Origin of the sequence: Ferruginibacter sp., assembly GCF_028288465.1 — a bacterium.
Lineage (GTDB): Bacteria > Bacteroidota > Bacteroidia > Chitinophagales > Chitinophagaceae > Ferruginibacter.
Map to the genome: position 1 here is coordinate 19,968 of NZ_JAQBNR010000018.1, position 20,712 is coordinate 40,679.

The window sequence follows — 20,712 nt, forward strand, 5'->3', positions numbered from 1 at the left end:
GCTGCTTATAATTAAGCGGCGAACCAGGCAAAAAGGCAATTAATTTTGTCCGGGCTTTTAGAAATTGGTTCAGCATTGTTGCATCGCCCTCTTATACTTTTCAGCCCAATGCGCCGTCTTCAATTCGTGGTGCCCTTGCTTTCCTGATCTGTGAAAAGTTGTGCTCTTTTCCACGGTCGGTACCGAAGGTCAGACCGTGGAAAAATCAAATTATATCGCTCCTGTCAATCACACAGTTAATTTCATTGTGATCCCCTGCATCACTTCTGCAAATATTTTATACGACTGTAACCTCGCATCCTGGTCATATATATGAGATACCGCCATCACTTCATCCACTTTTGTCTTATCTAAAAAAAGTTGCATTGTATCTTTTATTTTTTCCGGTCCGCCAACAAATGTATAGCCCAGCATTTGCTGCAACATGGCCAATTCAGATGCGTCCAAAATGTCATTGATGTCATCCACAGGCGGTTGTAATAACCTTCGTCTGCCACTTATAATGCCAAAAAACATTTGCTGCAGCGAAGTGGCCAGCTGGGTTGCTTCCGCGTCTGTATCAGCTGCAATTACATTTACACAACTGATAACATACGGACTTGCTAAACTGCCAGAAGGACGAAAATTATTCCTGTACAAATCAATAGCAGCTAAAAACTGGGCCGGTGCAAAGTGACTGGCAAAAGCGTATGGCAAGCCCAGGGCAGCAGCGAGCAGTGCGCTGTCTGTGCTGGAACCTAAAATCCAAATGGGGATATCAAGCCCTTCGCCGGGAATAGCCCTTACCCGGCCATTACTGTTATCTGCAGAAAAAAACTGCTGAAGTTGTTGGATGTCCTGCGCAAAAGTGTCGCCGGCACGGATATTTTCTCCCCTGATCGCGTAAGCGGTAACCTGATCAGTGCCCGGAGCCCTGCCCAGGCCAAGATCAATGCGGCCCGGGTAAAGAGAGGCCAACGTTCCAAACTGTTCTGCAACTATCAAAGGCGCATGGTTCGGGAGCATAATACCGCCCGACCCTACCCTGATGTTATTGGTTCCAGCCGCCAGGTAACCAATTAAAACAGGCGTGGCAGAACTGGCCACTCCCGGCATGTTGTGGTGCTCGGCAACCCAATACCGGCTGTATCCCAGTTGCTCAGTATGTTTTGCAAGCCGCAGACTATTGTGAAAACTATCCGCTGCTGTATCCCCTTCTTTTATTGTTGCAAGGTCCAGAACTGAAAAGACGATATTGTTTAGTGTATTATTTTGCATGATTTAAACCGAAAATTTGTATGCTGATAACAGTTTGCAAACCATAAAGTTCAATGGTGCGTTCAGGTAAGTTGTTATACCGGTACCAATTTTCAATTAAAAATTTTTGCAATAGAAAGATTGCTGAAAATAAGGTAGTATTCGTTCTAAGGCACCTAATAAAGTCCGGTTACAATCTGCAATATCACACCGTAGATTGTAACCAAGCGTTCATCAATTTTTGCAGCAGTATACCCAATTCACTTATCAATTATCCAGCCGGCTGATCTGCTACAGGGTTCATCTTTCTACACAATTGTATGCGGTCAAAGACAGGTTGCAGCATAAAAAGAAGTTTGTTAGTTGCTCGTCTTCCATTTACTGGTTATGATTTTACCGTGTAGTAAAATTTTGAAAGCAAAACTATTGTAACATAGCCGCAGCCGGTGTTGCAGCGATTCAAAAAAAATAAGTCGTGCAATAAGTACAGCATTATAACAGTTAGGCAAAAAAGCATTTAATACGGTCAACCAACGGTGAAAATCGCCTGAACTTGATTTCCGTTTATTATCCAAAGTCAAAAGAAAAATCCATGCAAGTTTTTTACTCAAAATCAGATCAGGTGGCTGACGCCGCAGGCAGCAAAAATCACCTGAAATTATTGTATACTTTAGTGTTTGCGCTGTGGGGTGTTACAGGCAACCAACTGACAGCAGGTCCTGCACGAATTCCTGATTCAACCCCGAATCAAATAATTGCGCCTGCGAGCCAGAAAGGAGCGTTTACTTTATCGCCATGCCCTTCTACCCCTGCAGATCAAAATTTTACCGGCTATACAAACAATACTTATCCTGCAACTATTACACTCGCTTGTATGCTTTATTCTACCAGTGGGGGCACGGGCGTTGTAGGAGTTGAGGATGCGGTTGCAGGAGGAATAAGCGATGGCCCGGTGTTTAGCGGCAACGCCCTGGTGATGACCTTTTCGGGTGGAATAAGTCCAACTTACGCAGACTTTAAATCAACCAGTAACACCATTAATTTCAAGATGGCTTCCCTTGATGTTGAATTCTTTGGCCACTCAAACGGCAATTGTGCCGAAATTTATAATATAATTGGTTACGATAACGGGCTGGTGGTCGCTACTGTTAACAGTTTTAATGTAAAAGCGTCGGGAACTTATGGCACTGGTAATTCCGCCATTGTTTATAATCGCAATGCCTATAACGCTTCGGGTAATAACACCGGGAGTTTAACATTTGGTGCGTTGTGGGCAAATGTGGATGAAGTGCGTTTTGTAATTGCGGATGCCGCTCCCTATAACAACCTTTGGGTGGCAGTGGACAATCTGAATTTTGAACCGGCGATTGTTTTACCAGTTACGCTCAGCAATTTTACAGTTTCGAACGCTAACGGAAAGGCCTTGCTGAAATGGCAGACATTGAGTGAACAGGGAATAGAAAATTTTATGGTGCAAAACAGTATGGACGGCGTAAACTGGCACGACCTTGCTATGATACCGGCAGCAGGCAACAGCAATAGTAAAAAAGACTATAGCTATATGCAGTCAAATCCTCAAAAAGGTACTAATTATTACCGCCTGCTGAAAACAGATTTCAGCGGCAACACAAATTATAGCGATACAAGGATATTGAAAGTAGAAGACAATACCCGCTCTTTTTCGCTGCTCAGTACATCAGCGCATGAATGTCAATTACAAATCAATGAGCCTGTTACATTATCAATCTTTAATGCCAATGGTATGCTGGTGAAGAAAACTAAATTTGCTCCCGGGGTACAATGGCTTGATCTGAATAATTATGCCAAAGGCCTGTATTTTATCCGTAGCAAGGATTTAACCGAAAAGATCATAGTCAGGTAGATCAAAATTTTGATTTCAAAGGGTAAAGTCATCCGCTTTACCCTTTTTGTATTTATTGTAATTTCTCCAGGTAATCTATCATTTGCTTCTTCATTGCGGCATCCGGTAAAATACCTCCATCAGCTTTTAGATTATCCCTGGCATGGGATGGGTTACCGGTAGCAGGTATTACGCAGTTAACAAAGCGATTTGCTATAATGTATTTTAAAAAATAAGCAGCCCAGCTGTCGATGCCCAATTCCGCAGCCCATATTGGTAAAGGTTTTTCTTTCACTTTTGCAAACAATTTCCCTTCTCCAAAGGGACGATTTATAATGGTAGCAACGCCGAGGTCCGCAGCAATATTCAGCAGGCGCTTTTCGGCATGCCGGTTTAAAATGGAGTAATTGAACTGTACAAAATCCGGCACTTGCGCAATCATTATTTTTTCCAGTTCATCATGACTGTCGTCTGTATAATGGGTAATGCCGGTATACCGGATTTTACCTTCGGTCTTCAGCCGGCGCAATTGCGGCAGATGTATTTTCCAGTCAACGAGATTGTGTACCTGCACCAGATCCATGGTGGTTCTTTTCATCTTTATAAAAGAGGCGTTTAACTGGTCAATACCTTCCTGCAAACCGGTTGTCCAAATCTTCGTGGCGTAAAAAAAATCGTCTTTTACCTCCATTTCCGAGGTCAGGTCGCCGATCACCGTTTCAGCATTGCCATACATTGGCGAGCTGTCTATCAAACTTCCGCCAGCGGAATGAAATTCTTTCAATACATCTTTTAATACAGGATAGTGTTGCGTGTTATTGACGTCAAATGTTTGCCAGGTGCCCATTCCGATTACAGGAAGAGCTTCACCCGATGATGGTATAATTCGTTGTAACATATTTCTTGGTTGGATAAATTTACTTAAACTTATCATTGCATGTGCCGCAAATGTCATAACAATTCTTTTTTTTTATAAGGCCGTACCCTACTCTGCTTAAAATAGGTTGATGAATCAAAACCTGCATGAGGAAATAAAGCGCAATCAATTTACGATTGGGGAATATTTGTAGCAGCAATCAGCCCTTTTTACCCTTTATGGAGTTTGCGATAAAAGTTTACTGTCCTTGTTGCGATGGCTTGTATCAGCCAGGCACATTATAATTTGTTATTTATTAAACAATTTAACGTTCGCTATCATTTATACAATCTGGTTCTTTTTTTGTAGCGTGTTATAACGCCCTGCCCTATCAAAAATAGTCAACCAGTACTTTCATATTTTTAAATGTATAGTGATCCATGTTTAAATTTTCTTTATGACAGATCAAAAACAAGCTGCTGATTTTAATGAGGATGAAAAAAAAATAATCGAAGACATGATAACCGGTGATCCTGAAGACATGACGATCTTCGGTGTAAGCCGGCGCCAGTTTCTAAAGCAACTTGCCGTAATTACCGGTGGCTTTGCGGCAGCACAATACATCGGACCGGATGAGCTTTTTGCAGCGCCTTCCGTACTTGCACCCGGCACCATCCCCATAAACAGTATTGAAAATGGTGTAAACGCTTCTTTCAATGTAAATGGTGCGCCGGTCGCACTGGAGGTGGATTCCCGAATGACTTTACTGGACAGCCTGCGTGAAAAACTACAGCTGACCGGCACCAAAAAAGGTTGCGACCATGGGCAGTGCGGCGCCTGTACGGTCATCATTGATGGCAACAGGGTTTTATCCTGTCTTACGCTAACGGCCTGCTGCCAGGGTAAAAATGTAACTACCATTGAGGGCCTTGCAAAAAACAACCAGTTGCATCCTATGCAGACCGCATTTATAAAACATGATGGTTTTCAATGCGGGTATTGTACACCCGGGCAAATATGTTCCGCAGTGGCATTAATGGATGAAGCAAAGAAAGGCGAAGCAAGTTACCTCACTGAAAACATCAGGGAAAAGCCAGTCTCCGTGCAGCTTTCGGACGATGAGATCCGGGAACGCATGTCGGGAAATATTTGCCGTTGCGGCGCCTATCCCAATATCATTGCGGCTATAAAAGAAGTGCATAGCGGAAAGGAAGCTGCACAAAACTGGCAGTTTGCCTGACCAGATTTATCAGACTTATAAAGTAACATTTCATGAGGCCATTTAAATTTTCCACCACAGCCGACAGCAATGAAGTATCAAAAATATTGATAGCAAATCCGCATGCGAGGTTATTGGGAGGTGGTACCAACCTGCTGGATTTAATGAAGGAAGATGTGGAGCGCCCGACTGAACTGGTGGAAGTTGGCAACATCGATGTGATGAAAATTGTATCACCGGCTTCTGCCACCGGAAGCGTTGTTATACCAGCTGTTGAAAAAAACGCCCGCACGGCCAACGACCCGGCGATAAGGGAAAATTTTCCGATGCTTAGCCAGGCTATTTTATCCGGAGCTTCTGCACAGATACGCAATATGGCAACCAATGGTGGCAATTTAAACCAGCGTACCCGCTGTACTTATTTTTATGATGTAGCGATGCCCTGTAATAAGCGGGAACCCGGCAGCGGCTGTGGTGCCATGAAAGGCCTCAACCGGATGCATGCCATTTTTGGATGGTCAGATAAATGCGTGGCGGTGCACCCTTCTGATATGTGCGTGGCCCTGGCGGCATTGGATGCCGTTGTAAAAGTGCAGGGCGCTAATGGCAAACAGCGCAGCATTCCTTTTACAGCTTATCATCGTTTACCCGGCGATCAGCCGCAGAAAGATAATACGCTGCAACCCGGAGAACTGATAACGGCTATAGAAATACCCAGAAACAACTTTGCTGAAAATTCTTATTACCTGAAAGTGCGGGACAGGGCCAGTTATGCATTCGCACTCATCTCAGTGGCAGCAGCAATGGAGTTAAAGAATAACAAAATTGTGAGGGTCAGTATTGCCATGGGTGGTGTGGCACATAAACCATGGCGGGCAAGCGTTGCAGAAAAATATTTGCTACATAAGGAAGCAACCGAAGCCAATTTTAAGATCGCCGCAGCCAATGAGATGAAACTGGCCAAACCGCTTGAACATAATTTATATAAAGTGGAGCTGGGCAGAAAGGCCCTTGTAAGGGCCCTGATGCAGGCTGCAAATGGAGGAAAAACGATTTAAGAAAATCATTAAACCGAAGGATAAATGGCAATCATTGGTAAACCAATCAACCGCGTTGATGCATTATTGAAAGTTACCGGCGCGGCAAAATATGCCGCTGAATTTAATCAGCCAAATATGGTGTATGCTTTCCCGGTGCGCTCAACTATTGCGAAGGGAAGCGTCAGTGCTATCGACAGTTCGGCAGCGGAAAAAAGTGCAGGTGTTATAAAAATATTAACGCCTGAAAATGCACCACAGTTAAAAGCAATCGATCCAAAAGTAAAGACAGGTGGCATGTTGGGTGAACAACTCCTTCCCTTGCAGGATAACCTGGTGTATTACTTTGGACAATACATTGCATTGGTAGTTGCAGAAACCTATGAACAGGCAAGAGCTGCGGCCTCCCTGGTGAAAGTAAATTATTCAAAAGAAAAACACGCCATTGATTTAAATACTGAATTACCCAATGGATACAAACCTCAGAAAGTTCAGGGGGAGGATGCTCAGGTGAATGAAGGAAAGACCGCACCCGTCATTGATGCAACGGCAAATAAAATCAGTTACACTTATACCACACCTACAGAAAATCATCATCCCATGGAGCCGCACGCAAGCATTGCGGTTTGGGAAGGCAGCGATAAGCTGACTCTGTATGATTCAACTCAGGGTGTAATGGGTGCCCGTGGCACGCTGGCTTATCACTTCAGTCTCACACCGGAAAATGTACAAATTGTATCGCCTTATGTCGGGGGAGGCTTCGGTTGTAAAGGCTCCCAGTGGGGGCATATGTTACTTGCTGCTATGGCGGCAAAGCTTGTACAGCGACCCGTTAAACTGGCCATCACCCGGCAAATGATGCAGACCAATGTCGGCCGCAGGCCTGCTACGCAACAAAAAATGGCCATGGCTACAGATGATAAAGGGATGCTTACGGCTATTCGCCATCACACAGATAGTTATGGAAACAAGTCTGATTTTTTTGAACCCAGCGGTAAGCAAACAGCCGTGTTGTATAATGCGCCTTTGCGTGAAATAACCTACAAAATTGCCAAGTTGAATATCGGCACGCCAACTTATATGCGTGCTCCCGGTGAAACGCCCGGCACCTTTGCGCTCGAATCTGCCATCGATGAAATGGCATATAAAATGAAGATGGACCCGGTTGCATTCAGGGTTTTGAATCACACAGCTGAAGACCCATCCAAAAAGCATCCGTTCAGCAGCGAAAATCTGCTGGACTGTTATACCATAGGTTCTGAAAAAATTGGCTGGCAGCAACGCAAAGCTGAGCCGGGGCAATTGCGGAAAGGCAAACAGTTAATTGGCTACGGTGTTGCTACCGCAACCTATCCAGCCGGAAGAAGTGCGGCATCCGCAAAAGTGCAACTGAGGGCGGATGGTTCGGTGATAGTACAAAGCGCCACCCAGGATATTGGCACGGGCACCTATACCATCATCGCACAAACCGCCTCAGAAACGCTGGGTATCCCGGTTGAAAAAATAACTGTAAAGATTGGTGATTCAAGCTTTCCCCCGGCTCCTGTTTCAGGAGGTTCTATGACTACGGCAAGTGTTAACCCGGCGGTAATGGCGGCAGCAGAAATGGTAAGAAAAGAGTTGCTGGCATTGGCAACTGCTGATACTGGTTCTTCGTTAAAAGGAAGACGACTGGAAGACATTGGTTATGCTGACGGTCATTTTTTTGTAACGGCTGATAAAACAACAGTTGATTCCTATGCAGACATCATGCGCCGCAATAATAAAAATATAGTGGAAGCCTGCACTACGGCTATGCCTGCATCTGGCAGCGGACTTGGTGCTCCAACAGCACCGTGTATGGAAGCACCCATCGATAAAGAAGAGAACAGCGATAAAGAAAAATATTCTTTTCATTCCTTCGGGGCCCAGTTTGCTGAGGTTTGGGTAGATGAAGATTTTGGAACCATCAGGGTAAAGCGATTTGTGAGTGTGCAGGACGTTGGCAGAATCATGAATGAAAAAACTGCCCGTTCGCAAATTATCGGAGGCGTTATTTATGGCATCGGTGCTGCCCTGATGGAAGAAACTGCATACGATCACCGATGGGCCAATCCTGCCACCAGAACACTGGCGGATTATCATGTACCGGTAAACCTTGATGTGCCTGATATTGGTGTGCATTTTATCGGCAAACCCGATCCGCATATATCACCTATTGGTGCACGGGGCATCGGTGAAATTGGCACCACGGGTGTGTCTGCAGCCATTGCCAACGCGGTATTTAATGCCACTGGAAAAAGGTTACGTGATCTTCCTTTTACACCAGATAAAATGTTGCTTAAGTCTTAATATCTCAAAGTACAGGTGATGCCTGATATCAAAAAAATTGGCCAAATGTTAAGTTTTGCCTTGTGCATTTCTTATTCCTTTGGATGTTGTATTTTTATAGCATAACCTGAAACGTATGCGCAGCAAACTTCTATTGACAGCATTGATTTTTACTTCCTTTGTAAAAGCTCAGACAGTTTTACCGGGAAGTTATGGTAATCATCTGCAACAGCAACAATTTACAAGGATGAATCAAATGAATGACAGTTTGCCTCAGCCGAAATGGTTTATCAGCAGGTATGCCGGTATTTCTTCCAGCTTTACATTTTTTAAAGGCGGTAACGCCACTGTCTTTTCAGTTCCGGCAGGCATTCAGTTAAACCGCCGGCTGAATAACAACTGGTATGCTTTTGCCAATTTGGCTGCCGCACCGGCTTCCGTCAATTTCAATCATTCTTTTATGTTTTCCAATACCGGTAAATTTGGGCAGAATAACAACCTGTTTGCACGTAACCATTTTGATATGCCGGCAAGCGCCTCCCTGGGCTTGATGTACATGAATGATCAAAAAACCTTTTCGATTTCCGGCAGTATTGGCGTTGAGCGGAGCAGCTATCCGTTTATGCCTTTTAACCAGGCAAGCCCCAACGTTGCTGCTACCCCTTTTAAATATTAAGTTATTCTCTTTACATTCAGATTTTTAATTGCCAAAAGAGATAGCATTTGATGCCGGGCGAAAAGCTATTTGAATATGCGAACCGGTTCAATACCTTCCAGGAGCTATTTATTTTCCCTGGCAAAACACTTCTTCTGTTTGTGCCATAAAAATCATTACATTTAAAAGTCTGATTATAGTATCCCCGTCTGTTCAAAACAGTTTATCATTAATAACAACACGTGAAAAAATCTTTTTCATCGGCCACCTTTTTGATGGCGACATACTTCTTTTTTACAGCGCTCCGGTTATGCGCACAAACTACAGACCCCTTGTTCAAGGCTCCCCCTGCCGGCGTACAATCCGTTTGGGTAAGTCCCGAAAATCCAACAGGTGAAAAAGGCCAGGGTGCATTAACCAACAAGGGTGAAAAAGGGAATGCGTTTTTTATCATTGCTCCCGGCGAAACCAAAAGCATACTGGATATGAAAGGGGCGGGTATCATCCACCGCATGTGGCTGAGCGGCACCATCGGCATTAACGCCGAACAGCGAAGGGCTGTGCGCATTGATATGTACTGGGAAGGCGCAAAAAAGCCGGCTGTCTCCGCTCCCATCGGTGACTTTTTTGGTATCGCGCACGGGCTTATTGCACGGTACGACAATGAATTATTTTCCAGCCCGGAAGCCCGTTCGTTTAGCTTTACCATCCCAATGCCTTACAGAAGATCTGCTTACATCACCGTTACCAACGAATCTACTACAGAACTCTGGCTTTGGTATGATATCAATTTATCGAAGATGAAAACGGTACCGGCTGATGCACTATATTTTCATACTTATTGGAATCGCAATATAAAAACCACGCCGGGCGCGGATTACGTAATACTGCCCGAAGTGAAAGGCAGGGGAAGATTCATCGGTACCAACATTGGCGTAATCGGTGACTCATTGTATCGCGGTACATGGTTTGGTGAAGGAGAAGTAAAATTTTACCTGGATGGTGATGAAAAAAATCCTTCGCTTGCTGGTACGGGCACTGAAGATTATATCGGCTCCGGATGGGGACAGGGCGAATTTGCGCTGCGATACACTGGCTCACCCATTGCATCCAAAGAGCAGGATGTATACGCCTTTTACCGCTATCATATTCCTGACCCTGTGTATTTTCATACTGCCTGTAAAGTAACCATACAGCAAATTGGTAATTCGGATAAGAACGGCCTGTTAAAAATGAAAGCCGGGGGTGCAGTTGTAACCCCTGTTTGGATGCTGGGACAGGATGGAAAAAAGACAATACAGCGCCGCCTGCTGGATGAACACAATCCACCGAAATTAGAAGATGAAAACTTCCCCGTGACCTCCACTAATTATTTGCGCAGTGATGATGTTTGTGCCACTGCCTATTTTTATCTTGATAAACCAGAAAATGATTTACCCGCGCTGCCACCATTACAACTGAGACTATATAATTTAAAAACAGCTGTTTGGGAAAAGCTAAAACCGAAAGAATAAATTTAAGACTGATGTGCCGTCGCATCATCCCGATTCTTAACATGCAGCTGAATCCAGCCAATAAATAATTCCGGTAATTAAAGTTACCAGGTATTAAACGTTAGCATAGCCGGCTTAAAAAGACAATTGATATTGTAATACCAGTTCTCCCCGCCTGGAACGCTGTACCAGTGCGCCATTAGCATCCTGTTCAAAATAAGGCCGGTTCTGATAATTTAAAGTAAGCTTGGTGTTATTGCCATACAACAGCCAGTGTAAACCAATGTCAAAAACATACATCCTGTCGCTCAGCCGGTCGTATTTTGCATACTGCAGATCTGCAAAAGGCTGTAAGGTTCCCTGGTTGCCAAATAACCTGTCTTTTAATTTATAGGCAGTTTGCAGATACGCCACGTTGCCGCTGCCAATGACCGGGAAAGCGTTACCAAAATTTAATTTGCTGAACGTGCTGCCTGTGTTGTATGATCCGTTGGCAGGATTATCCGCCCCTGCAACCCTGATAAAACCGGTTCCATAATTATACCTGGAAAAACTGGCGTAGAAGTTATAAGCAGTTCCCTTTTCTTCACTAACCGGGGCATCATAAAATACATCCACCGCAAACAAATTAATAGCTTCGCCCACGGTATCTTTCAGCGCAACATCTGCATAGCGCATCATGGCATTTTTCTGGTGGTTAAAGCCAGCTCCGATATTGAACACTTTTTTCCTGCCAAGATAAGTGCCGGTTGTGCCGCTCGAAAAATTACTTTCCTGGTCAAGAAACTGGTACATAAAATATCCCTGCGTATTCATGGCGGGTGGCCTTGTTGAAAAAACAGCATTTGCATTAATGGGTTCAATACCTGAGCCTGATGCGGTTTGAATGACAAAAGGTTTTCCAACAGAAAGGCGGTAATCCAGTTTGCCCAGTTTACCTTTCATGTACATGCCAAGCCGCCGTACATTCTGGTCATAAGTGTCATTGGTAACTTCCTGGTAAGCGGGTACATCCAGCACCGCAATGCTTGCCACACTTGCATTAGCAAAACGGGATGGCCCGTTAAAACCATTGAGGCCTACCCCTACAGACAGGTGCTTTTTTACGATCGCATAATCTGCTGTTGCATCATGAAAAAAACTGCCGGCTTTACGAGCCGATAAATAATTCAGGCTGTTTTGGCCGAATTGTACAAAGAAATTGACACGGTCACTTATTGCGCCACTCAGTACAAAACGAATACGCCTGATACTGAAATCGGTCGTGTTATTTTGCGGAGTTCCCTGCACCAGCGAGTAAGGATTATTGGAAGTATTGCGGGCCCATAACTGGGCCGTCATACCGAAGCCAATGTATCTGGAGCTGTCTTTACTATCCGTATAATATCTTAAACCGTTTTTTAATTTATCGGGAAATTGTGCATGTGCATTGGTTACGATACAGCATAGCAGAGCCGTGATAACACGCAGGTTATTCTTCATGAATCGATAATATTTGTTCAAAATAGCAGCAAACTATTTTGACCTTAAGCAAGATGTTGATTTTTAATAGCGGCGCAAGCTACTGATTTTGCAAGATAGCGGCTAAAATTATTATCCCCTTTATTAAAAGGATAAACGCTGTATCACCACATGCATTGGGCTGAAAAAATGAATTCAAGTTAAATGACTGGAAAGTACTGAGGAATTGTTTTTGTGCAGGCATTTAAATGACAAACCCGGGATATGAAATTTGCTATTCATTTGCTTATGAATCAACCTGTGTTGGTAAAAGCTTTGGATTTAATTGTTGAAAGATGCAAGACGCTGAATAAAAAAAGTACTTTCCTTTAGTGGATTAAAAGGAAAGTACTGTAAAGGAAAAATTGAATAATCTAGTTCAGGAACAGCATATCTTCTTCGCTCAATTCAATGTCGGCAGCCAATAAATTTTCTTCAAAATGTTGCAGGGATGACGTGCCGGGGATTGGTAATATCCAGGGAGACCGATGCAGCAGCCAGGCTAAATTAACCTGTACCATTGTGGCGTTGTATTTTTTTGCAATGGTCAAAATCCGGTCGTCTTGTTTTGGCATTGATTGCACCAGTGAAAAATAAGGCACCAGCGGAATACCGTTTTGCTCACATATGGAAAGTACTTCTTCTCCGCCCCTGTTTTCTCCGCCATGTACCATATTTAAAGAGGTACGCTGACCATGGCCATACATATTTTCTACTGTGGCAACCGGCCCCATGTGCATTGCGGCCTCCAACTCAGCCACACTTACGTTGCTTACGCCAACGTGTGCTATTTTGCCTTCTTTTTGCAATTCAAACATGGCTGCCATTGATTCTTTAAAAGGCACATCACTGCCGGCAATTACCCTGAAGTGCACCAGCGGTAACTGTTCCAGCTTTAAGGTGCGCAGGTTATTGTCAATGCTGCTGCGCAGGTCTTCGGGCCTGTTGAATGGTATCCAGCTTTTATCAGGCTTTCTTGCGCCGCCCACTTTTGTGCAGATCACCAGCCCGGCAGGATACGGATGCAGGGCTTCTGCTATCAGCCTGTTGGTAACATCATCGCCATAATAATCTGCGGTGTCTATAAAATTAAGACCACTGCTGATACATTGCTTTAAAATTTGCAGTGCTTCCGCCCTGTTGGCGGGTTCTCCCCAAATACCCTCTCCTGTCAGCCGCATGGTACCATAGCCCAAACGGTTTACTGTTAATGGAGTGGTACTCTTTCCCCCGATAATAATTTGCTTTGCGTTCATATTTGTTAATTGATTTTTATTGTGAGAATTAATGAAGCAAAGGTAGGATGGAGGAAAAAACAGGTACTTGCTAACTTCAATCCATTGCTTGCACAATTCAAACAATGTATGCAAGAAATAAAAAAGGCTGGCTTAGCTGCTTCAGCGAAACATTATCATAAGGCAAAAAACTTTTTAGCATTTAGTGTGGTCTGTATTGCCACATCCGCCAAAGCAATATTTTTTATGTGCGCAATGGTGGCCGCTACATAGGGTAAAAAAGCGGGTTCATTCCTTCTTTCATGGTGAGGGAGCAGCACCTGCCGGTCAACATTTTTTGGCATCATGTAGGGTGCATCCGTCTCTATCATCATACGTTCCATTGGCATATAGGCAATCACTTCTTTTAAATGTGCAAACCGCTTTACATCGCTGACAGCACCGGTAAAACCAAGGTAATATCCTTTATCCAGGTAAGTTTTTGCTTCCTGCAATGTACCCGTAAAACAATGCACTACCGCATTTGGCAAGCCAGTTGAAAAATTATCTGTAATGCTGTTGAACCTTGCAAAGGCAGCACGTTCGTGTAAAAACAGTGGCTTCTTAATTTCAACTGCCAGCTGCAACTGTGCTTCATAACACTCTTCCTGTAAAGACCTTGGCGAAAAATCCCGGTCAAAATCCAGCCCGCACTCTCCTACCGAAACCACGGTGGGTTGCAGTAACAGCAGCCTTAGTTCATTGATACTTTCTTCATTAAAATGTCTGGCATCATGCGGATGAATACCTGCAGTTGCAAACAACACACCAGGATACTGCTGTGCCAGTGCTGCGCCCTGCCTGCTATTGGCTGTACTTGTACCTGTCAAAATCATCGGTTGTACGTTGGCGCCAATCGCTCTTTGTACAACGGCCGCCGCATCGTGATTAATTGTTTACTGGTAAGGTTGATGCCAATGTCGGTATACATTACATTCATAAAGGTGGGTGCTGGTTGTCGCTGCCATGAAGCAACTAAATATTTATACGAATGTAGAGAAGTTTAATTGAAAGCACCGATGTGCAAACCAGGTTGACTGACTGCGGCTATTCCATAATACTACTTTGAAAGGCCCCCCGGTGCCCGTTCCCATTACTGCTCATAATTACAGATCACCGAAATGTATATCCGTATTGTAAGCCGCCCTGCAGGTAATTACTGCAGGGATGGTAGCTGCACAGTGAAGTATTTTTCAGGAGGCTGCTTTACCATTTTTAGGGCCAGTGCTACGCGGTTGTTTTGCAGGAGCCGGATTACTCCTTTCTACCTGGATAATTTTAATTACGGCATTCAGCACAGCTGCACCAATACCCAGACGTTGGGCATTTGAATTGACAGGTATGGCCATCATGGCTGCGGGGTTAAAAAGCAATACATCACGGGTTTTTGTAAGGGAATCTGCCCCGGGTGTGGGCACATATACCTGTATTTTTACCTGTTGATAACTGGCAGGGAAATAACGCACAAAATAGCCACCATCCTGTTTATACCATTGATCTGTTTTAAGCGCAGGCTTTGTAATGGCTGATAGTTCACGCTGCACGGCGATGCGTTCAAAAGCTTCATAGGATGAATTGCCGGCATCAAACAATTGTTGCATGCTTCTGTAAGTGCCGGCCAACGGGTTATCCGGTAATACGGAAGCTACTGTTTTTACAACGCCCATTACCCCGCCCTTTAGTTCAAATATTTGTTGAGATGATAATAGTTGGCTTGCCGTATTCCGCACATCCGGGGAGAGCCGGTTGTAACCGGAACCGCTCACCACAGACCATAATAACAGTTGTATGTTTCGCTGGGGCAACCAGGTTTTTTTGCGTGAGTTACTTAATATTGTTGCTACAATTTCTTTTCGATATCCCTTTATGGGAGCCTGCAGGTATGCATCCCTCGCAGTGGGTGAAGGCGTACCGGGTTGAAGGCAATAACTTTTAAAATCGGCTTCATAAAAACCGTTTGTCAGCACAATTTCGCCTTCTTCAGTTTGCGGTAAGTCGAGCAGTGATAAGGGTTGCTTTCCGGCAATCGAATCCTGCGGATCAAAGGCAGGTGCAGCCGTTAACTTATCCTGTGTAGTTGCGCTGTTGCCGCTTTTTCTGTTAGCGGCATTGCGTGCCGCAGAGGAACAGGCCGTAAAAAACAGTACGATGCAAATGTTTCTTAGTAAAGCTGTCGTCATCAATTTTTATTTAGTATTACTGCAGTTTGCGGGCTCTCATTGAGCGTATTGAACCATTATAAACCTTCATTAAAAACAACGTATATTTTGTTGACCAAGTATACAGGAACGCCGATTTGTAAAACCAGGCAGTAACGATGTACCCGGGCTATTGCGATGCAGGCGAAAAATACCGATCATCCCTGATGGCCATTTTTGTGTTTTTTGCAGCCTCTTTTGTAAATTTCTTTAATGGGAGTTAGCCCGGAGGTTGAAAAGCCTATCGGCGGGTTTGTATTTACCAGCTTAAAACAGCATGATTGTTTGTGATAAAAAAGCAGCTCACCAGGTTCTGAGAGGCTGTGTTGTTTCACCCGTTCCGCAATGGTAATGTGCAGCAAGCGGTGAAATAATTGCTACACTCGCATGTGATTGCCGCTTACTAAAATGCCGGACGAACTGATGAGCAATAGGCATCCACAGCAACCTGCCAACTACCTATTTCCCGTTTTTCCGTGGGCCTGATTTATATACCAGGTAGCCAAATCCAACCAACAGGTGAAGAATGATAATACTAAAAATAATTACGCCTGTTGTATCCATGATTTGTTTTAACATGCAATGTCTCAAAAGAACCTCACAGGAACGGTATCCTTTGTTACACAGATGGTAAGTGGCCGGTTGTGTACCATCGGCGGCTCCGGGCTGACGTATTTCTGGAGAATCGGCAGAGAATGAAAACACTTGCTTTTATTTTATCCTGCAGAATTCAAACCAACTGCAAACGGCAGTCGTATATTAAGATGTGCATGAAGGTGAGTGCTAAAGCCTTAACATTTATTTATCACTACACATTATTGCTTTAGTGCCTTTCACACATCTAAAGTATAAGCTGTTTTAAAGCTTTTGATTATGAAAAATATTTTTACAACACAGGAAATATTGCTGATGACCAATACTGCATTTTCTGCCCGGGAATACTCGGACAAAAATGAGAACCAGCCATCAAAAAACAACAATCAAAATAAGCTGGCTGAAGCATGCTGGAACGGACAAATACCGGCTATGCTGCCGGAGCTGTTTGATGATCCGTACAGCAAACGCCGCACTATGTGGCAACTGTCCGAATGCGATCACCTGCTGTATGCCCACCTGGGAGAAGATAACACAATACCAGATCCGGAATTTACAATTAATCCTTATGCGCTGGTGGAAGAAATGAATCCCAATTAACATGGCAGGATCGAAATAAATGCCAGGATACCCTGCAGCGGGTATCTTGTTTTAAATGGGTTTAATTGTAATCCTGCACTGGCATAAAAATATGTGGATCAATCGAAAAATTCCCTTCATCTAACGGATAAATCTGGCTGTAATTCAGTCCTATAAAGGCCCTGGTTTCTATAACGTCCCAAAGGCAACACTCCCGCTTCAATCCTGTCTGAAAAATTTCTGGTAAAATTTCAGGTACAAGACCGTTCCAGCAGGCTGCTTTAAGGTCATCTTTCGCTGCATGCTTTTTGTCTTGATAAACATCTTTTTGCGCCAGCCAGTTGCGAAGTAAAAACCTGGTGTTGTGCAACAGGAGTATTTCCTGCACGGAACTATTGTTTTTCATGATATTGCGTATCTTGTTTTGGATGGATGGATAAAAACCGGGAATACAGTAAATGTAACACCGCATCCGGGTGAAAATTATAGTGAAACTGTGTATTATTTTATAGGAAATTTTCTACCCTGTTTATTTGTATGCCAGTTGAAGGATTTGCGGCAGGTTCAGCCGGCCTTTTAGCGGCTTAAAATTAATTCCCCCCGGCGGCGCCGCCGTAAATTACTGCCCCAGGCATATTGAAGTTGACGCTGTTGGCTATGAATTTCGCATTGTGGCGTGGTATAAGCGCATAACAACTAAAAGGTAAAACTTGTTGCCAGGCTAACGCGGATACGAGCTTTCATATCGGGGCCATTTTTTGTGATATTGCCACCAATTATGCAAATGAGCTTGCATAGAAGAATTCTTACCAAACACATTTTCTTAATACAAAACAAAAGCCCGTCAAACCGACGGGCTTAAAAAATTCAGGCATACTTTACAAATTACTTTGCCGTAGCAGGACTTATAACTGAGCCAATTTCAACGATTGTATTGGCAGGAAATCCTCCTTTCTTTGCATGCTCCCTTATCAGGTCTGCATTTTCGGCTTTGTAGATACAGTAAATTTTATCGCCTGTTACATAGCTCTGCAGCCACTCAATTTGGGGCCCCATTTCTGTAAGCACAGAACAGGATTTTTGTGAGATGCCCTTTAACTGGTCAGGTGTAAGTTTTCCGGCGCCGGGAATTTCCCTTTCGATTAGATAAGTCTTCATTTCAGTTGATTTTTTAGTGGTGGAAGTTGTTGTTACATTGGTGTTTTGCGCTATGGAGGCATAGCATGTAAATAGCAGGATGGCAATGAGCAGTGCAAACCGCCTGGTGATAAAAGTCATAATTGTAGTTTTTAAATTGTTAGCTGATGCAATAAAGATACTATTGCAGCCAGGCGAAAGGCTGTAACGAATCATTCAAAAAATGTAAAACGGGCTGCTACAAATCGTTCAAAAAATAGTAAAATTAAATCGCGGTGATGTATTTTATTGCAGCATATCAAGATAGGCCATGGGTAAAAGGCCGTATTTATTTTTAAAACACTTGGTAAAGTAAGATGGGCTGCTGAATCCGGAATCGAACGTTATTTGTGCAATGTTATAGTGCTTTTTCCGCATCAGGTCTTTGGCTTTTTCCAGCCTGAATTCTTTCAGCAATATATTGGGTGGTAAACCCGTCAATTGAATTGTTTTTCTGTACAACTGCGATTTACTCATGGCCATTTCGCGGCTGTAATCTTCCACATCAAATTCAGCCGCTTGCCAGTGGCCCTCCAGTATGCCGAACAACGATTGCAGCATTTTTTCATCCTGCGGAGAAAGTAGTAAAAAATGATCACTCTTTATTTTGAAATGATCTTTTGCCACCAGTTCCTTAACGGCAGCAGCTACAACTACCTGCAAAGGGCCGGCAATGGCGCACATATACCCTGCAAGTTGTAAAGTATCTCCAAATAACTTATTGCTGTTTTCTACCGGCTCGCCGGCGCTGATGGCCATCCTGGCACCACTTAATCCAGCATCATATCCCTTCATTTCTTGTTGAATAGCCAGGGCACAGGAAACCGCTTTTGAGGCGGATGTAAAAGAGATGATAAACCCGGCGCCGCCAGATTCCACCTCCCTGCCGCCGTATTGTAACAACTGTTTCCTGGTAGTATCATTCTGCAGGTTCAGTAGTGCACGGGCTTTATCAACGCCAACCCTTGCCTGCAGCAAAACAGGATCACAAATTTTGATTACAAGTACCGTGCGAAACGAAGGATCGGTAAAAACCTTCAGTCCATCATCCATGGTAACAACTTCGGAGGGATCGTAAATTCGTCCCAAAAAAGACGACACTACTTCAGGACTTACTTCAATTATTTTACTGGGTATCAGGCCATGGGCTTTTCCATGCATTTTTTCCACCGCATCTTTAGAGGGCGCTTCAATCAGGCAAAAAACATTTTCTCTTTCCTCATCTATCCAATAGGTCATGCACTTGCATTTAAACTCTTCCTGGTGCACCATATCCAGCCGGTGAGCTTCGGCTACATTATTGGCTTTAACCCCGGGAACAATATGTACATCCATGTAAATCGGCATCCCTGTTTTTTTAGCTGCAATGCAGTCCGGTGCAAAAAATTGTCACTTTAAAGCTAAGAAAAAAATATACGAAAAATCATACAATCCGGCAAACACTGGCAAAATAATAAAACGGGTTAAAGGCACAGGTCAGTGCTTTTGCCAGTCACCCGGCAACCCTTGCAATACTATCAGCTGGTATTTTAATATCAGAACGCCCATCACAAGACAATTAAACAAGTTTTACTTTACATTCGCCTTCTGTTAACATAAACAAATTCACTTTATGCAAAGTCAATCAAAAGCCTTGCGCATCCTGGTAGTGGGTTGCGGCAACATGGGCGCTTCTCATGCCATGGCATATCATACAACAGATGGATTTCAAATTTGCGGATTGGTATCCAGGGGGAAATCCAAAGAATTGCTAAATGCCAGGCTGGGCAATCAATATGCCTTGTTTGATGACATGGATACCGCCATGAAAGCAACGCAGCCCGACGCCGTCTGCATTTCTACTTATCCTGATACGCATGAAAGTTTCGCCATTAAAGCATTCGAAAGCGGTTGCCATGTATTTATAGAAAAGCCGGTGGCTGCCTCTGTTGTGGCGGCAGAAAACGTTGTGACCGCCGCAAATAAAGCTGGTAAAAAGTTAGTGGTAGGTTATATCCTGCGGCATCATCCTTCGTGGGAGCGCTTTATTGAATTAACCAGGCAATTGGGCAAACCACTTGTAATGCGCATGAACCTGAACCAGCAAAGCGATGGCGCCATGTGGACACTGCACCGCAACCTGATGAACAGCCTGAGCCCGATTGTAGACTGCGGTGTACACTATATCGACGTGATGTGCCAGATGACAAGGAGCAAACCTGTTGCCGTACATGCCATCGGTGCAAGACTTACTGAAGCCATCCCTGCAGGTAATTATAATTATGGTCAGCTGCAAATAAAATTTGAAGATGGTTCCGTTGGCTGGTACGAAGCGGGCTGGGGACCAATGATCAGCGAGACGGCCTTTTTCGTAAAGGATGTCTTTGGTCCAAAAGGCTCAGTATCCATCGTGGCCAAAGAAGCAGGCGGTACAGGCAAATCTTCGTCGATTGAAGCACACACCAAAACAGAGTCGCTGCGTTTTCATCATGCAGACCTGGATGAAAATGAAAAATTTCTGAAACCGGATGAATGGATCAACCTGGAAGATGAGCCCGATCACCAGGAACTTTGCAACCGCGAGCAGCGTTACTTTTTAAAAGCCATTTTGGAAAATACCGACCTCAGCGCTCATGCCGAAGATGCTGTGAACAGTTTACGGATTGCTTTTGCGTGTGATGAATCAATCAAAACGGGGCAGGTTGTATCGTTGCTGTAAAGATTGACTGCCTGAGCAAGTCACCT

17 protein-coding genes are annotated in these 20,712 nt (G+C 44.0%); 8 read left to right on the forward strand and 9 right to left on the reverse strand.

Annotated features, from left to right (window positions below):
- Nucleotides 1-228: 228 nt before the first annotated feature.
- Nucleotides 229-1,257 carry an LLM class flavin-dependent oxidoreductase gene (locus JWR61_RS07930; RefSeq protein ID WP_301927305.1) on the reverse strand — a complete coding sequence of 343 codons (1,029 nt, stop codon included), beginning with the start codon at nucleotides 1,255-1,257 and terminating at the stop codon, nucleotides 229-231.
- A 571-nt stretch (nucleotides 1,258-1,828) separates the two neighbouring features.
- On the opposite strand from JWR61_RS07930, the gene JWR61_RS07935 reads away from it, so the two are divergent.
- The gene (locus JWR61_RS07935) at nucleotides 1,829-3,118 is read left to right on the forward strand and encodes a T9SS type A sorting domain-containing protein (protein ID WP_301927306.1); all 1,290 of its coding nucleotides are present in this window, start codon (nucleotides 1,829-1,831) and stop codon (nucleotides 3,116-3,118) included.
- A 52-nt stretch (nucleotides 3,119-3,170) separates the two neighbouring features.
- Here JWR61_RS07935 and JWR61_RS07940 read toward each other — a convergent pair whose 3' ends face one another.
- On the reverse strand, nucleotides 3,171-3,995 hold the full coding sequence (locus JWR61_RS07940) for an aldo/keto reductase (RefSeq protein ID WP_301927307.1): 825 nt from the start codon (nucleotides 3,993-3,995) through the stop codon (nucleotides 3,171-3,173).
- 415 nt (nucleotides 3,996-4,410) lie between these two features.
- On the opposite strand from JWR61_RS07940, the gene JWR61_RS07945 reads away from it, so the two are divergent.
- The 5 genes from JWR61_RS07945 to JWR61_RS07965 all read left to right on the forward strand — a co-directional run bounded on the left by JWR61_RS07945 (nucleotide 4,411) and on the right by JWR61_RS07965 (nucleotide 10,688).
- Nucleotides 4,411-5,193 (forward strand): 2Fe-2S iron-sulfur cluster-binding protein, encoded by a 783-nt coding sequence (locus tag JWR61_RS07945; RefSeq protein WP_301927308.1) that lies wholly within the window; start codon nucleotides 4,411-4,413, stop codon nucleotides 5,191-5,193.
- 32 nt (nucleotides 5,194-5,225) lie between these two features.
- Complete coding sequence (locus tag JWR61_RS07950; protein WP_301927309.1) at nucleotides 5,226-6,230, forward strand: xanthine dehydrogenase family protein subunit M; 1,005 nt, start codon at nucleotides 5,226-5,228, stop codon at nucleotides 6,228-6,230.
- Between the two features lie 24 nt (nucleotides 6,231-6,254).
- Complete coding sequence (locus tag JWR61_RS07955) at nucleotides 6,255-8,540, forward strand: xanthine dehydrogenase family protein molybdopterin-binding subunit (RefSeq protein ID WP_301927310.1); 2,286 nt, start codon at nucleotides 6,255-6,257, stop codon at nucleotides 8,538-8,540.
- Between the two features lie 115 nt (nucleotides 8,541-8,655).
- Nucleotides 8,656-9,195 carry a hypothetical protein gene (locus JWR61_RS07960; RefSeq protein WP_301927311.1) on the forward strand — a complete coding sequence of 180 codons (540 nt, stop codon included), beginning with the start codon at nucleotides 8,656-8,658 and terminating at the stop codon, nucleotides 9,193-9,195.
- A 221-nt stretch (nucleotides 9,196-9,416) separates the two neighbouring features.
- Complete coding sequence (locus JWR61_RS07965) at nucleotides 9,417-10,688, forward strand: glycoside hydrolase family 172 protein (protein ID WP_301927312.1); 1,272 nt, start codon at nucleotides 9,417-9,419, stop codon at nucleotides 10,686-10,688.
- 114 nt (nucleotides 10,689-10,802) lie between these two features.
- Here JWR61_RS07965 and JWR61_RS07970 read toward each other — a convergent pair whose 3' ends face one another.
- The 4 genes from JWR61_RS07970 to JWR61_RS07985 form a co-directional block, all read right to left on the reverse strand.
- A complete protein-coding gene (locus JWR61_RS07970; protein WP_301927313.1) occupies nucleotides 10,803-12,149 on the reverse strand; it encodes a porin in 1,347 nt (448 codons plus the stop codon).
- Nucleotides 12,150-12,541: 392 nt separating this feature from the next.
- Nucleotides 12,542-13,423, reverse strand: coding sequence for an aldo/keto reductase (locus JWR61_RS07975; protein WP_301927314.1), 882 nt, complete (start codon nucleotides 13,421-13,423; stop codon nucleotides 12,542-12,544).
- Nucleotides 13,424-13,578: 155 nt separating this feature from the next.
- Nucleotides 13,579-14,334, reverse strand: coding sequence for a TatD family hydrolase (locus JWR61_RS07980; RefSeq protein ID WP_301927339.1), 756 nt, complete (start codon nucleotides 14,332-14,334; stop codon nucleotides 13,579-13,581).
- Nucleotides 14,335-14,634: 300 nt separating this feature from the next.
- The gene (locus JWR61_RS07985) at nucleotides 14,635-15,621 is read right to left on the reverse strand and encodes a hypothetical protein (RefSeq protein WP_301927315.1); all 987 of its coding nucleotides are present in this window, start codon (nucleotides 15,619-15,621) and stop codon (nucleotides 14,635-14,637) included.
- A gap of 891 nt (nucleotides 15,622-16,512) precedes the next feature.
- Here JWR61_RS07985 and JWR61_RS07990 point away from each other — a divergent pair.
- Nucleotides 16,513-16,833 carry a hypothetical protein gene (locus JWR61_RS07990; protein WP_301927316.1) on the forward strand — a complete coding sequence of 107 codons (321 nt, stop codon included), beginning with the start codon at nucleotides 16,513-16,515 and terminating at the stop codon, nucleotides 16,831-16,833.
- Nucleotides 16,834-16,894: 61 nt separating this feature from the next.
- On the opposite strand, the gene JWR61_RS07995 is transcribed toward JWR61_RS07990, so the two are convergent.
- The 3 genes from JWR61_RS07995 to JWR61_RS08005 all read right to left on the reverse strand — a co-directional run bounded on the left by JWR61_RS07995 (nucleotide 16,895) and on the right by JWR61_RS08005 (nucleotide 19,335).
- Nucleotides 16,895-17,218, reverse strand: coding sequence for a hypothetical protein (locus JWR61_RS07995; protein WP_301927317.1), 324 nt, complete (start codon nucleotides 17,216-17,218; stop codon nucleotides 16,895-16,897).
- 479 nt (nucleotides 17,219-17,697) lie between these two features.
- Entirely contained in the window at nucleotides 17,698-18,090 is a 393-nt protein-coding gene (locus JWR61_RS08000; RefSeq protein ID WP_301927318.1) for a DUF4242 domain-containing protein, read from the reverse strand.
- 144 nt (nucleotides 18,091-18,234) lie between these two features.
- Nucleotides 18,235-19,335, reverse strand: a complete 1,101-nt coding sequence (locus JWR61_RS08005; RefSeq protein ID WP_301927319.1) for a nickel-binding protein — start codon at nucleotides 19,333-19,335, stop codon at nucleotides 18,235-18,237.
- Between the two features lie 265 nt (nucleotides 19,336-19,600).
- On the opposite strand from JWR61_RS08005, the gene JWR61_RS08010 reads away from it, so the two are divergent.
- Entirely contained in the window at nucleotides 19,601-20,686 is a 1,086-nt protein-coding gene (locus tag JWR61_RS08010; RefSeq protein ID WP_301927320.1) for a Gfo/Idh/MocA family protein, read from the forward strand.
- Nucleotides 20,687-20,712 lie beyond the last annotated feature (26 nt).